General features: G+C 41.1%; 15 protein-coding genes. 10 read left to right on the top strand and 5 right to left on the bottom strand.

Annotation, left to right across the window (positions count from 1 at the left end; all coding sequences use genetic code 11):
• The first annotated feature begins 65 nt into the window (after positions 1–65).
• Together HUK62_RS05755 and HUK62_RS05750 are read left to right on the top strand one after the other, a co-directional pair.
• Positions 66–817 (top strand): IS5 family transposase gene (locus tag HUK62_RS05755; RefSeq protein ID WP_176537334.1). Its coding sequence is split into 2 segments (ribosomal slippage): positions 66–402 and positions 402–817, totalling 753 coding nucleotides; the frame shifts between segments, so codons are not numbered across the junction.
• Between the two features lie 202 nt (positions 818–1019).
• Entirely contained in the window at positions 1020–1475 is a 456-nt protein-coding gene (locus tag HUK62_RS05750) for a DIP1984 family protein (protein ID WP_176537333.1), read from the top strand.
• Between the two features lie 207 nt (positions 1476–1682).
• On the opposite strand, the gene HUK62_RS05745 is transcribed toward HUK62_RS05750, so the two are convergent.
• The gene (locus HUK62_RS05745; RefSeq protein WP_010326228.1) at positions 1683–1886 is read right to left on the bottom strand and encodes an NF038215 family lipoprotein; all 204 of its coding nucleotides are present in this window, start codon (positions 1884–1886) and stop codon (positions 1683–1685) included.
• A gap of 448 nt (positions 1887–2334) precedes the next feature.
• Here HUK62_RS05745 and HUK62_RS05740 point away from each other — a divergent pair.
• The 6 genes from HUK62_RS05740 to HUK62_RS05715 all read left to right on the top strand — a co-directional run bounded on the left by HUK62_RS05740 (position 2335) and on the right by HUK62_RS05715 (position 9222).
• A protein-coding gene (locus HUK62_RS05740) for an IS4-like element ISAba1 family transposase (RefSeq protein WP_176536768.1) occupies positions 2335–3425 on the top strand; the annotation gives its coding sequence in 2 pieces (ribosomal slippage) (positions 2335–2875 and positions 2875–3425; 1092 coding nt in all).
• Between the two features lie 196 nt (positions 3426–3621).
• Positions 3622–4170, top strand: a complete 549-nt coding sequence (locus HUK62_RS05735; RefSeq protein WP_176537332.1) for a TetR/AcrR family transcriptional regulator — start codon at positions 3622–3624, stop codon at positions 4168–4170.
• Between the two features lie 12 nt (positions 4171–4182).
• Complete coding sequence (locus HUK62_RS05730) at positions 4183–5832, top strand: MFS transporter (RefSeq protein ID WP_176537331.1); 1650 nt, start codon at positions 4183–4185, stop codon at positions 5830–5832.
• Between the two features lie 32 nt (positions 5833–5864).
• On the top strand, positions 5865–7025 hold the full coding sequence (locus HUK62_RS05725) for an HlyD family secretion protein (RefSeq protein WP_176537330.1): 1161 nt from the start codon (positions 5865–5867) through the stop codon (positions 7023–7025).
• Positions 7026–7088: 63 nt separating this feature from the next.
• Positions 7089–7958, top strand: coding sequence for a pyridoxal-phosphate dependent enzyme (locus tag HUK62_RS05720; RefSeq protein WP_176537329.1), 870 nt, complete (start codon positions 7089–7091; stop codon positions 7956–7958).
• 64 nt (positions 7959–8022) lie between these two features.
• Positions 8023–9222, top strand: a complete 1200-nt coding sequence (locus tag HUK62_RS05715) for an NAD(P)/FAD-dependent oxidoreductase (RefSeq protein ID WP_176537328.1) — start codon at positions 8023–8025, stop codon at positions 9220–9222.
• 22 nt (positions 9223–9244) lie between these two features.
• On the opposite strand, the gene HUK62_RS05710 is transcribed toward HUK62_RS05715, so the two are convergent.
• The 4 genes from HUK62_RS05710 to HUK62_RS05695 all read right to left on the bottom strand — a co-directional run bounded on the left by HUK62_RS05710 (position 9245) and on the right by HUK62_RS05695 (position 11953).
• Complete coding sequence (locus HUK62_RS05710) at positions 9245–9397, bottom strand: hypothetical protein (RefSeq protein WP_176537327.1); 153 nt, start codon at positions 9395–9397, stop codon at positions 9245–9247.
• 167 nt (positions 9398–9564) lie between these two features.
• A complete protein-coding gene (locus tag HUK62_RS05705; protein ID WP_176537326.1) occupies positions 9565–9756 on the bottom strand; it encodes a hypothetical protein in 192 nt (63 codons plus the stop codon).
• Positions 9757–9816: 60 nt separating this feature from the next.
• Positions 9817–11511, bottom strand: a complete 1695-nt coding sequence (locus tag HUK62_RS05700; RefSeq protein ID WP_176537325.1) for a mechanosensitive ion channel — start codon at positions 11509–11511, stop codon at positions 9817–9819.
• 163 nt (positions 11512–11674) lie between these two features.
• Positions 11675–11953, bottom strand: coding sequence for a hypothetical protein (locus HUK62_RS05695; protein ID WP_159151709.1), 279 nt, complete (start codon positions 11951–11953; stop codon positions 11675–11677).
• A 287-nt stretch (positions 11954–12240) separates the two neighbouring features.
• Between HUK62_RS05695 and HUK62_RS05690 the strand changes: the two genes are divergently transcribed.
• Positions 12241–12663 (top strand): hypothetical protein, encoded by a 423-nt coding sequence (locus tag HUK62_RS05690; RefSeq protein ID WP_004694572.1) that lies wholly within the window; start codon positions 12241–12243, stop codon positions 12661–12663.
• Positions 12664–13231: 568 nt separating this feature from the next.
• Complete coding sequence (locus HUK62_RS05685; protein WP_176537324.1) at positions 13232–14176, top strand: transporter substrate-binding domain-containing protein; 945 nt, start codon at positions 13232–13234, stop codon at positions 14174–14176.
• Positions 14177–14228 lie beyond the last annotated feature (52 nt).

Genomic DNA, 14228 nt, shown 5'->3' with positions numbered 1-14228 from the left:
ACTTTATACCTCATTAGGGCTTGTTGAGAATTAACAAATGCTACTGATTAATTTACAATAGTACTATGGATAGATACATACTTACTGATGCCCAATGGGCAAAAATGGAACCTTTTTGCCTAGGTAAAGTGACCGATCGAGGTCGTAGTGGAAAAGATAATCGATTATTTTTAGAAGCAGTCCTATGGATTGCCCGTACAGGCAGTCCATGGCGTGATCTACCTCCTCATTTTGGTAAATGGAATACCGTCTTTAAAAGATACCGTGATTGGGTGAAAGCTGGTGTATTTGAAAATATTTTTGCATCTGTAAATGAAGATGTTGATTTGGAATACGCCATGATTGATGGAACGATTGTTAAAGTTCATCGACATGGGCAAGGTGCAAAAGGGGGACTTTCAAACAGTCTATAGGTAAATCTCGAGGTGGAATGACCTGTAAAATTCTTGCCTTAGTGGATAGTCTAGGCAACCTTATTAAATTTCGATTAATGCCTGGTCAATATCACGATTTAGTAGAAACCAAACCTTTAATTGAAGATGTTGATTTTCAAGCATTACTGGCTGATAAAGCATTTGATGCAGATTGGCTCATCCAAGAACTCAATGAACGTAAAGTGAAAGTGGTGATCCCACCTAAATCTAATCGAAAAGTAATGAGAGCATTTGATACGATTATGTATAAATGGCGTCATCTCATTGAAAACTATTTCTGTAAGTTAAAAGAATTTAAACGTATAGCGATGCGTAGTTGTAAAACAGATACGAGTTTTGAAGCCATGATTCAATTGTGCGCGAGTTTAATTAACTCTCGGTAATTCTCAACAGACCCTAGTAAATAAATTGACTAATCAACATAGGAAAAACATCTCCACGTTTTAAATAAAATCCCGAAACTGACTAAGTGCTTTTTTATCGCTTTCTCATGATTTTACATTTCATAAAAATTACAAAACTCACTTGCAGCTTTGATTGCACAGATGCAGCATAAGACTCATCTAAAACTTTAAAAATAAATCTATGAAACTAGCAGAAGCACTTTTATTGCGTAGTGATTTACAAACCAAACTCGCCTCTTTACAACAACGCATCAACAATAATGTGCTAATCCAAGAAGGCGATGAACTGAGTGAAGACCCCAATGCGCTGATTGGTGAGGCTTTTAGTGTGAATACAGAGTTATATCATCTGATTGCAAAAATTCATGCGACCAATGCACAAGCTAAAACTAGCACGGGCCAATCCATGCTCAGTGTTTTAAACACACGTGATTTGCTCACACAACAGCATCGTATTATTCAACAGGCCATCGACAGTTCACGACGTGAAAATGGTCGTTATAGTTCCAGTGAAATTCGCTGGGTTAAAACTATTGTGGTTGCAGACTTGCAAAAACAAGCCGATGCAATTAGCCAGCAACTCAGGCAAAATAACTTAGAGATTCAAGCTTCAAATTGGCAAATCGAACTGATCTAGCCAAATTGAGCCACAACAGTTTGGGCATATTGGGCGAGTACAAGGCCTTTTATACGTTTGTAAGGCTTTAATTCAACAAACGTCTGCAGGAAGTAAGACGTCTACTTCACATTTTCACAAATCTGGCGTAGCACAATGCATCTTTTATACTGCACATCGCACCTTGCACCACCATGTACTGACAATATGCCTCCCTATTTTTACCTATTAGTACGCATCAGCCTGTGTAGGCGTTTTCTGATTAAAAGCCATTTCTTGTGATGGAAGTTTATAGTCACGATCATGCACAGGAACACCACCAATAATCATGGTACGAGCCTCAGTTCTAGGCTGATTCAAATCCTTTTTTGCATCACACGCGGTCAGTTGAGTGAGCAATAAAACTAATACTAGGGTAGATAAGGTTTTCATCATATCCCCTCATTTATCATTATTGTGCTTTCAGCATAGCACTTTTATTTTTCCAATCCTATCGACTTTGTTACAACTCTTATCTATCTACATGATGGTTCTGTGCGTATTTTATTTATTAAAAGAAATATCAACTATTCATAAATAAAACAATAACATGAATGATTTAAGTTAACCAAAATTCGATCTAAATATTTATTCGACATATTTAAAAAACTATCTTGGCGGAGTCTTATCTTGTTTTATTCAATTTCTTCATCAGCCTGCGGCTCGCCCTACTTTTGTTTAGGCAAAAGTAGGCAAAACCATTGTCATCTGCAAAACCTGTTCATTTCTTGGATTCATTAAAATATAGCGAATAAAACATTATCTTATTTCTCTGTACACGACAAAAATAGATAACTCATTGAAATAATGTCATAATAATTGTTTTCTAACGACGAATACTATGACACATCTCAATGAGTTATATCTTATCTTAAACAAATATCTAAAATGGAACAAGTCACATTTAAAGTGCTTTGCGCTCATCATGCTTGTGATTATTTTAAAGCAAACATGTAATCTTTCTTCTGCATCTAAAGCCTTGCCCATCAAGTGCTTACCACAATCATTTTATCGACGTATGCAGCGCTTCTTTGCAGGTCAGTATTTTGATTATCGTCAAATTTCTCAGTTGATTTTCAATATGTTTTCATTCGACCAAGTGCAACTGACTTTAGATAGAACCAATTGGAAATGGGGAAAACGAAATATTAATATCCTGATGCTCGCAATCGTTTATCGTGGAATAGCGATACCTATCCTTTGGACATTGCTTAATAAACGTGGAAATTCAGATACGAAAGAGCGTATTGCTTTGATTCAACGCTTTATAGCCATTTTTGGTAAAGACCGTATTGTGAATGTGTTCGCAGACAGAGAGTTTATCGGTGAGCAGTGGTTTACATGGTTAATTGAACAAGACATCAACTTCTGCATTCGTGTTAAAAAAACTTCATTGTCACCAATCATTTAGGAAAGAATCATAAAATTAGTGATTTATTTCGCCATCTTAAAGTTGGTCAAATTGAATGTCGTAAACGACGGATTTTGGTTGGTCGGGTGAAACTATATATAAGTGCACTACAGTTAGAAAATGGAGAGCTTTTACTCGTCGTTTCTCCTCAGTTTAATGCCAATGCTATTCAGGATTATGCATTACGCTGGGAAATTGAAACCTTATTCAGTTGTCTCAAAGGACGCGGGTTTAATCTTGAAAATACGCGCTTGACAGACGCTAGACGAGTGAAAAAATTGATTGCGGTGTTAGCTATAAGCTTCTGTTGGTGTTACTTAACGGGTGAATGGCAACATGATCAAAAAAAAGCGATAAAAATAAAGAAGCATGGACGACTCTCAATGAGTTTATTTCGCTATGGTTTAGACTATGTTCAAATGGCGATTCAGCGTTTAATTGGTTTTGGGAAAAAAGAAGAGTTTAAGGAAATTTTGGCAATTTTAAGAAGGCAGAATCCTGATAGGATAAGGGTTCTGTGAAATTTGTCGTGTACAGAGATCTTATTTACACCATGCAGGTTGCAGATGACGTTTTCGAGTAGCATATTTCTTATCGAAATTAGATTAAATTAGAAAAACGCAAAGTAATTTACAAAATCTTACAGGATTCAATAGTTACAACGGACACTTTTGTCCGTTAAATAATAGCACTTCCAAATTAAATGAAATAATCACCATGACCAGTCGTCAACAGCGTGCAGCACAAAACCGTGAAGAACTGCTCGAAGCTGCGGTTCAGGTTTTTCGTACACACGGGATCAATGCCCCCTTACAACAGGTGATTGATGCCGCCAATGTCGGGCGGGCGACGTTTTATCGTAATTTTGCTGACCGTCGTGCGTTGGTGATTGCTCTCATGGAGCAAGCGTTGGAACGTCTCGCAGTTCGTGCAGAAGCATTTTCTCAATATGAAGATGGTTTTATCCGTTTAATTGAAAACCATGTCTATAACTTACCGTATTTAACTGCGCTGATGGAATATTGGCGGGTGATTGAGCGTAATGATCCCGTCATGGTCGATATCTACGCACGCCGCGATGCGATTTTACAGCCTTTGATTGATCAAGCCATTCGACACGGCGTATGCCGCCCCGATTTGACCACCCAAGATTACGCCATGATTACGGCCATTTTAAGGACTTCATTCCAAGGGCTGACCGATATAGAGCAACAACAACTTGCACAACGTGCGATTGAGCTCTTACTCAATGGTATTCGGGCATAAAGGTCACGACTCATGACACAGCCACCGCGTTTACTCGAACCTGCACCAAACTGGACTGCTGAAGAAAAACCAACCCTACCCGGCTCTCCTGCCGTGATTGCGCACTCCACGCCTAAGCGCTTAATATATTTTTTTATTGGCTTGTTTGTCGCACTGTCTGCAAGTCTCAGTAACGGTTTTATTATCGCGAATTTACCCTTAATTCAGGGTGAATATGGACTCACACCCTCTGAGGTAGCATGGATTCCTGCAGCTTATGTCATGGCCAATGTCAGTGCGAATCTGATTTTGTTTAAAGCCCGCCAACAATACGGTCTGCGTCTATTTTCTGAAATTGGTCTACTGATTTTTATTGTGGTTTTAGTTTTACACGTCTTTGTACATACCTTTGAAATGGCTGTACTGGTGCGTTTTATTAGTGGCATGGTTGCAGCACCGCTCAGCTCTTTAGGCATGTATTACATTATGCAGGCTTTTAAGCGAGAAAATTTTGGTCGCAGTATCTATTTGGCTTTAGGCTTCCAACAGCTTGGTATTCCCTTAGCATGGATCATTTCTCCGTACCTTATTGATGTCAATAACTGGAATGTGCTGTATACCTTTGAAATTGGTTTAGCCCTGTGCTGTTTTGCAATGGTGGTGTCGCTTAAATTACCCCGCAGTTTAAGAATTGCTGTTTTTGAAAAGCAGGACTTCTTCACCTTTGCCCTGCTTGCATCTGGTTTTGCTTTTTTGTCTATTGTGCTGACCCAAGGGCCTATCTTGTGGTGGTTTGAAGTGAAATGGTTAGCCTATTTGCTCATTGCAGGGTTCAGCCTAATTGTCATTGGTTCGGTCTACGAGCATTATCGGGTCAATCCTCTGATTATGACGCGTTGGCTGGGGACATCGTCCACGCTTCGTTTTATCATCGGTGCCTTTGCAATTCGCTTCTTAATGTCGGAGCAAAGTTATGCTGCCGTGAGTTTTCTCAAAACTATGGGCATGGGCCCCGATCAATTTGTCCCGCTCTATGTGGTGATCTTTTTAGGCATCGTGTCTGGTACCTTATTTAGTGCCATCACTTTTTCACGTGAACGGATTATTTGGCACTTACTATTAGCAGAAGCTTTGGTGTTGATTGCTTGCGGACTAGATTTTCACCTTACCAGTGATATTCGCCCTTCCAACTTTTACGGCAGTCAGTTTTTGGTGGGCTTTGCCAGTGGTGTGTTTATTGGTCCACTATTGATCACGGGTATCTTAAGCGCCATGCAAAAAGGCCCCACTCATATTGTCACGTTTATTGTTTTATTTTCTGCGACTCAAACATTTGGTGGCTTAGTCGGTTCATCGTTTTACTCTACCTATCAACAAGTCCGAACCCAAAACTATCGTGCTGAGATAATTCAACAACTCTCTGAAACCAATCCATTGATTGCACAGCGCCTTTTAGCGTATCAACAAAGTTCGCATAGTTACACGCTCGATCAGCAATTAGAACAACAACAAGCCCTAAAAAACTTAAATCAAGTGGTGACTCGAGAAGCTCAAGTGCGTGCCTATAACGATGTGATTAGCTTCAATGGCGTCGTGGCCATGCTGCTGTTGCTGTGGGGGACATTCCTGATTGCACGAAATCAATATCAACTGCGACAACAAGCGAAAATCGGTCCTGCCTAATGCCACTGTTCCCTATTTATTGAGAAATTGTTATGTCTGAAGATCAAAAACCAGTAGCACCCACTGAAACAACCGCAAGGTCTGAAAATGCCTCTCAGCCTGAACAGCCCGTGGCAGCAGCAACACCGATTACGCCGCCTTCGAGTAAACTAATTCCAACAGCGAAACGTACGCTGATCTTGATGTTTATTGTGCTGATCATCGGTATTGGCATCATTTTATGGGCATGGAAAATTGGGCCCTTTGACAGTGCTGTTGAGTCAACAGACAACAGCTATGTCAAAGGCAAAACTACAGTGCTTTCTTCGCAAATTAATGGCTATGTCAAAGATGTGTTGGTCAGTGATTTTGATCATGTCAAAAAAGGACAGGTGTTGATGCATATTGATGCCACGACTTATGACCAAAAAGTGACTCAAGCAGAAGCTGGGGTGGATCAAGCGCAGAATGCACTATCCAATCAAAGCCAAAGTATTGCACAGCGTAAAGCCGATATTGTGGCGGCAGAAGCCAAGGTCGAACAGGCTCGAGCAGCGTACCAACTGTCATTGGCACAACAGCAGCGCTATCAACAGTTAGGAGACTCTGGCGCAGCGTCTAAATCGGAACAAGACAAAGCCTTTGCTGACACACAAAATAATTTAGCCTTAATGCAACAAGCACAGGCCAATGTCTTGGTGGCAAAAGAAGCGCTCAAAACCGCACAAGTGGCTGAAACAGGACTCAAAGCGCAAGTAACCAATGCCACTGCACAACTGGATCAAGCCAAAACCACCAAAAACTACAGCAGCATTATCGCCCCGATGGATGGACAACTGGGTGAAGTGAACCCACGCGTGGGGCAATATGTGGCCGCAGGCACACAGTTGCTCTATCTGATTCCGCAGCAAACTTGGGTCACGGCTAACTTTAAAGAAACTCAAATTGCCAACATGAAAATTGGACAAAAAGCATGGTTCACGGTGGATGCCCTCAATCATCAGAAATTTACAGGCCATGTCGAGCAAATTTCCCCAGCGGCGGGCTCAGAGTTCAGTGTGCTTAAAGCTGATAATGCGACAGGTAACTTTACCAAAGTGGTACAACGTATTGCTGTACGGATTGCAATTGATCCGAATCAAACGGGCATTGAAAATTTACGCCCGGGCATGTCCGTGATTAGCTCGGTCGATACGCATGCAGCAAAGGATTAATCCTGTGAAAAAAATGCCCTTTTTCACTTACACTAAGCACTCAACCTGATTGATAAAAGTCCTATGTTTGAACAGATTGCGCAGTCCATTCCCTATCAGCACATCAGTGTTGGCGGGATCAATATCAGCATCAAACGTTTAGACTTGGTCCATCCACACATTTCAGGCAATAAATTTTTTAAACTGAAATACAATCTGTTGGCGGCGCAGCAACAAGGCTATAAAAAACTGCTGACTTTTGGCGGTGCCTATTCCAATCATATTGCCGCGACGGCCTATGCAGCGCAGTTATTTGGTTTTGAGAGTCTAGGCATTATTCGGGGCGAAGAACTAGCCAGTAAACCTTTAAATACAACCTTAAATACAGCACAGCAATTCGGCATGCAGTTGCAGTTTGTGTCCCGTGAAGTCTATCGTCAAAAGCAAAGCCCAGCCTACTTAGCACAGTTACAACAAGATTATCCTGAGTATTATGTGATTCCCGAAGGGGGAACCAATCCCCTTGCCATTCAAGGCTGCACAGAAATTCTCTCTGATGCGGATCGACAAAATTTCGATCTGATTTGTTGTGCCGTGGGGACGGGTGGCACCATTGCGGGTCTGATTGAAGCCAGTCATTCACAGCAGCAAATTTTGGGCTTCTCCGCGCTCAAAGGGGACTTTTTGAGTCGAGAACTACAGCAACTGACTGAAAAACGAAATTGGCAAATTACTGATCAATATTGTTGTGGTGGTTATGCCAAAACTAATGCTGAACTCTTGCAGTTTATCCATGCTTTTGAACAGCAACATGACATTCCACTGGAACAGATTTACACAGGCAAAATGCTGTTAGGCTTAACCGATTTAATTCAACAAGGTTCATTCCCCAAAGATCATCGTATTTTGGTGATTCATTCAGGTGGGTTACAAGGTCGTTTAGCCGCGCTTTAGATAGTCCTGAAAAAGCAAAAAAGATGGTCTATAATGCCCTGCTTTATTCTCCCGTGAGTGTGTCATGTCCGCAAATCAATATGATGTCTTAATTTTAGGTGCAGGTGCATCTGGCTTAATGACAGCCTATATGGCAGCTCAACGTGGACGTAAAGTGGTGGTGGTAGAAAAAGCCAATAAAGTCGGCAAAAAAATTCTCATGTCAGGTGGGGGTAAATGTAACTTTACCAACCTCTATGTCGAGCCAAGCAACTTTATTTCACATAATCCGCATTTTGTGATTTCAGCCCTCACTCGTTATACCAATTGGGACTTTATTGGGATGGTTTGTGAGTACGGCATTGAATATGAAGAGCGTAAACACGGTCAGCTGTTCACCCTAAAAGGTGCCAAAGAAATTTTAGCCATGCTATTGAGCGAGTGTGAAAAAACAGGTTTGGTCGACATTAAAACCAACTGTGAAGTGAAAGCCATCACCGCACTCGATGAGCAAGGTTTTCAAATTGCTACGACACTGGGTTATTTTGAAGCCGAATCTGTGGTCATTGCGTCGGGTGGTTTATCTATTCCGACCTTAGGTGGCTCAGGGATTGGCTATGAAATTGCCAAACAATTTGGTCATCATGTTTATCCAACTCGCGCAGGTTTGGTGCCTTTTACCTTTTCAGACAGCTTTAAAGAAGTGACCACACGCTTAAGTGGCAACGCGGTTGATGCGACTTTATCGAATGACTTAAACGCTTTCACCGAAGCCCTTTTATTTACCCATCGTGGACTCAGTGGGCCAAGCTCGCTACAACTGTCGAATTATTGGGATGTAGGACAAAGCTTCAAAATTGACTTTCTACCAACTGTGGATTTGCACGACTACTTAAAAGCCAAGAAGCACAGTCAACCCAAAGCCCTGCTTCGCACTTTATTGGGTGAACATTTGCCTAAAAGTGTGGTGATTGAACTGCAAAACCTCATTTGGCCTGAACTAGCTGAAACAGCGATTGGTCAACTGTCGGATGAAAAACTTGAGCACATTGCCACGCGCTTGCATGCGTTTGAAGTCAAACCATCAGGAACCGAAGGCTACCGTACTGCTGAGGTGACTTTAGGTGGCGTAGACACCACTGAAGTGTCCTCGAAAACCATGGAAAGTAAAAAGCAAAAAGGCTTGTACTTTGTCGGTGAAATACTGGATGTCACAGGACATTTGGGCGGCTTTAACTTCCAGTGGGCATGGTCATCTGCGCATGCCGCATCAGAATATGTCTAAGCCATGTGCTTAAAACTATAAATTATTCCAAATAGTCCGTGCGTAGCAGTGCACACTGCTTTTGCTTCTGCTGACGGGCAAGTGCTAAGTCCATTTTCGCAATGGCAATATGGACATGGCTCGGCTGAAGCACTGAACGTTTCATCATCAATGTTTTTTTTAATATTTGTATCATCTGTTTTTTCCTTTTTAAACTGCAATTTATAAAAATAAATCGTGAAATGTCCATACCGCTATCACAAAAGTATAGGCATGTAAGTATTTCTAATTTATGAAATATCCATATTCCACATGCATCAAACATACCAAATTAAATTTCATTCAACACTATAGACTTTTGTATTATTTTTCATCAGATTTATCCTCATCACGGCCTTCAGTTGCCGCAGTCGGTATTCTTTCAGCATTAGCGTGTGTTGTTGTATTGATCTTTGGTTTTGCAAATACAAATTTATAAGCACTCACAAAAAATCCAACCGTAATACCCGCGATGATGATTGGGGCAAAATATTTATTTGGGGCTTTTTTTGACATCAGTTTACTCCAATAAAAAACACCAACCGCCATCAGCGGTCGGTGTTTAGTGTGATTAATTTAGTCTGGATCTTTGGGGTGAACGTCAATATCTTGTTCAGCTTCACCCGTTGAACCAAAAGGTTTATGCGCAGGATCGACCTCTGCTGTAGTTGGAATATCATCTGCATGTTGATATTCCTCTGCAACCGTTGGTGTATCCATTTGCTCTTTCAGTGAGGCATGCTCTTCTTTGCCCTGTGCGGATTGCGTGCTTTCAGCTTTGGCCTGATAAAGTGGATTCGGTTGCGTACCTTCTTTTTTGGCTTTATCTAACAAATCGGTCAAAACCCGTTCCGCAGGTTGACGCCCACCGAGGCCAAAAGCCAGTGCAAAAGCAATGGCAACCGCACCCAGCGTTAAGCCAAAGGCCAAGTTTACAATGGAGTCTGCGATACCCATTGCCCGCAAGCCCATCGCCAATACCAAGCCAATGATCAAGACACGAACAATGTTCGCCACCCAACGAGAGCTGTTGTATTCACCACGCTCAATCACCTGAGCAACCAAGTTCGCCAGCCAGAAGCCCACGCCCAGAATGACTGCACCTAATAGGATGTTTGCACCAAACTGGATAAACATCGCAATCAAACCACTGATCTGTTCAAAGCCGAGTCGATTTGCTGCTTCAGAGACTGCAAATAACATGGTAAAGAACACAATGAAATAACCCACGACGCAAGATGCTTTGGTGTTTCCTAAGAAACGTTGCAAGCCAACTTTGTTTGGAATGTCATCTACACCTGTTCCCGACAAGACTTCAACCACAAGGCTTGCGACAAAACGTGACACCACATAGGCCAAGATTAAAATCAATGCCGCCGCAATGATGTGCGGAATCGCATTCATAATTTCATACAACATGGCCGTCGCAGGTTGAGAAATTGCATCAATCCCTAAAGCTTCAAACGCAATAATCAGCGCTGTGATAATAACGATTGCAAAAACAAAAGATCCGAGCACTTTGGCCAAATCTGAGTTTTTAAACAGTCCTACTTTTTCAACCTGTTTTTGTACATCTAGACTTCTCAATAAACCCTCAATAATGCCCCGTACAATTTTTGCCAGAATATAGCCCGCAAAAACAATTACACCCGCAATAAAGATATTTGGCAGATACAGTACGGCTTCATTGACCATATTCTGGATCGGAAAGAGCAGCCCAGTCAGACCGAGTATCGACAAAACAATGGGTAAGAATAGTAATAAAATCAGCCAATAGACAATTTCACTGATGTTTTGACTCAGCGTACTGACTCCGACATCCTGGCTGAGCTTTTCATCTAGCTGAGTCCGATCCAGTCCTTTTTGTAAACCCACTTTGACCAGATTTGCCACAATCCAGCCGATAAAACCCACAGCAACAGCAGCCAGTAGTTGTGGAATAAACAACAAGAACTGTTGAACCATATTACTAAATGGCCCACTTACACTGGTGAGATTGAGAACATTGAGTGCACCGATCACCGCAATAATCAAGATGAGCCAAAACACAACTCGAGAAATAATATTTTCAATATTTGAGCGATGACCAGTAGCACTGGAAAGTTTTTGGTTGGTCCCGATTTTGGTTAAAACCTTTTTCACAGCACCTGCAATCAATAATGCAATAATCCAACCAATGATCAGGATGGCGATTGCGGACAGGATCGGGTGAAACTGGTCCCAATAATACATCGCATCAAATCGACCCTGATGCCCTACATAATCATTCATTTTGTTCTCCCTCTTGTTGTGTCTACATCACAGCGACCTTTGCTCAACTACAGATTTTAGTTTTGAAGTGATTGTCTGCCATGAGGTATGAATGAGAAATGGAATACCTTTTGATGACTGTTAAAGAAAAAACCCCTGTACATTACAAGGGCTTTACTCACATTTAGCGATCTGTTGCAGTCGCCGTATTGCTATCGGTGGCTACCGCTTCGTCACCTGCTGTTGCAGTGGTGCTGTTATTGGGTGTTGCAGGCTCTGCACTCGGATTCGGATGTCCTGGAGGCGCCTCATTCGGATTTGGCTTGGTATCTGCAAACATATAAAATAATAATGCGATTAAGAAAATTCCGACCAATGCCAATATATACAAGGGCACGCGTTTTTTCTTCTGCCGCTCCTCTGGCGTTTGCACATGGGACGGTTTATTGAAATCATGTGGCATAGCTCCCCCTCAATTTTCTATTATCAAGTTGTCGAGTTTTTATACTAACAACTGCTTGTGTAGCATTGTGTTTCAAAGCATAGTGAGATAGTAAACAAACGCTTTATTTTGATCTAAGTTATTATTTTTTATATTTTTAAAAACAGTCACTCTTCTGTCAATTCAGTGTTAAAAGTCATATAAAAAGTATTTCATATAGGCATAGACAAAAAGAGTCTGGCGAACAGCGCTCTTCAACTGAATTTGCGCTATAATTATGCACCTTGTTTTAGCTGTTTTTGGACTTTATGGCATATCGTCAACAAAGTGTAACGCTTGATTTAGACACTGATGTTACGCACCAATGTCATTTGCACTACACGCGAGACCAACATCTTATTGGTATTATTGAATTTTCTAAGCCTAGTTATATTTTAAAATGGGGTGATCTGGAGTTTTTCCGTCGTCGTACTGAAGAGTTTTCAGTGATGCCTTTTCCTGAATGTGTCAATGCCATGATTATTGATATTCGAAATGTGCAAGCCTTTTTAGACAATGAAACACCGATTATTCCTTGGCGCTTACTGGAAGAAGAATGTCCTGTGCGTTTAGTTGTGCCTCAAGACCGTTTAGATCACTATATTGGACTGTTTGAGCCAACATGGCTGACGACGGATATAGAAACGGCTATTTCTGAAATCCGTGAATATATGGATATGTTTGTGCACTAAGCACTTCTTGATACACATCTGCTCATATCCTCCCCTTGCGATTGTGCCCCGTCATTTGTTCATAACGTACAGTCGCTTTTATTTTTTAGTTTTTAATCCTCTGCGGAAAGTGTAGGACAGTAAACCGAATCTAACTGACCTTTATATACTGCGTCATAAAACAGTTCATCTTCAAAATAAAGCACTTTTCTTTTTTATTGCCGTTTTAGCATGTTCTACACGAACAAAAGCCATTCTGTCATGCATGCATAACGAAACGCATAACCAACCCTATAGCATTAGACATTAGCCCAATAAAATCGACTAAAAAACTTAAAATGGCACGCATTGTGCATAATTTTCTTTTTAATATCAGAGGAATATAGCAATGCACTCATCTCATGCATTATTAACAAAATATTAAAAATCCCACTTGAGCAGCAAAAGCAATCTCGATTAAGATGCAGACTAAGCTGTAAAAAAAACACCATAAAAAGAACATCTTTTGCACAGAATAAAGCTTTAACCCAATTCTGACGTTTTTGATAAAAACAATGCAATTGATGCTGCAAACAAAAGGAGTTTGTACATGACCATGCAACGTAATCTTTCTGCCTTATTTTGTGCAAGTGCACTTGCGCTGAGCCTCAGTGCATGTAGCGACAACAAAGCACCTGCAACGGATGCAGCTAACACTGGCGCAGATGCTTCACAGTCAGGCACTTTAGATAAGATTAAAAAATCAGGAACCATTGTTTTAGGTTACCGTGACTCCTCTATTCCATTCTCCTATATCGCAGACAACCCAAATCAACCAGTCGGTTATGCACATGATTTACAGCTCAAAGTGGTTGAAGCTGTTAAACAAAAGCTGAATATGCCTGATTTGAAAGTTCGCTATAACTTAGTCACCAGCCAAAACCGTATTCCATTGGTTTCAAATGGCACAGTCGATCTTGAATGTGGTTCAACTACAAACAACAAAGAACGCCAGCAACAAGTTGATTTTTCTGTGGGCTTCTTTGAAGTGGGTTCACGTTTACTTACTGCAACCGATTCAGGCGTGAAGGACTTTGCTGACTTAAAAGGCAAAAAATTAGTAACGACAGCAGGAACAACCTCTGAACGCTATATCCGTCAGCATGAAAAAGAACTCGGTATTGGTGAAGTGATTTCTGCCAAAGACCATGCTGAATCATTCTTGATGCTCCAAAGTGGTCGTGCTGCTGCGTTTATGATGGATGACATTTTACTTGCTGGAGAAAAATCGAAAGCCAAAGATCCAAACAAGTGGCACATTGTCGGTACAGCACCAATTCAAGAAGTTTATGGCTGTATGTTGCGTAAAGGTGACACAGGCTTTAAGCAAGTGGTTGATGATGCAATTAAAGCCACTTATAGCTCAGGTGAAATTAACAAGATGTACAACAAATGGTTTGAACAACCAATTCCACCGAAAAACATTAACCTGAACTTTGCTATGTCAGACCAACTTAAAGCCTTAATTACAAACCCACATGACCGTGATCAGTAAACGATAAGGGAAAGATTAATGTTCACTCAGGCAAAGTTTCTTTGCCTGACCT

It is taken from the genome of Acinetobacter sp. NEB 394 (genome assembly GCF_013374795.1).
Classification (GTDB): domain Bacteria; phylum Pseudomonadota; class Gammaproteobacteria; order Pseudomonadales; family Moraxellaceae; genus Acinetobacter; species Acinetobacter johnsonii.
The sequence above is the reverse complement of the archived record's forward strand: the minus strand, read 5'-3'. Positions and strand labels throughout refer to the sequence as shown.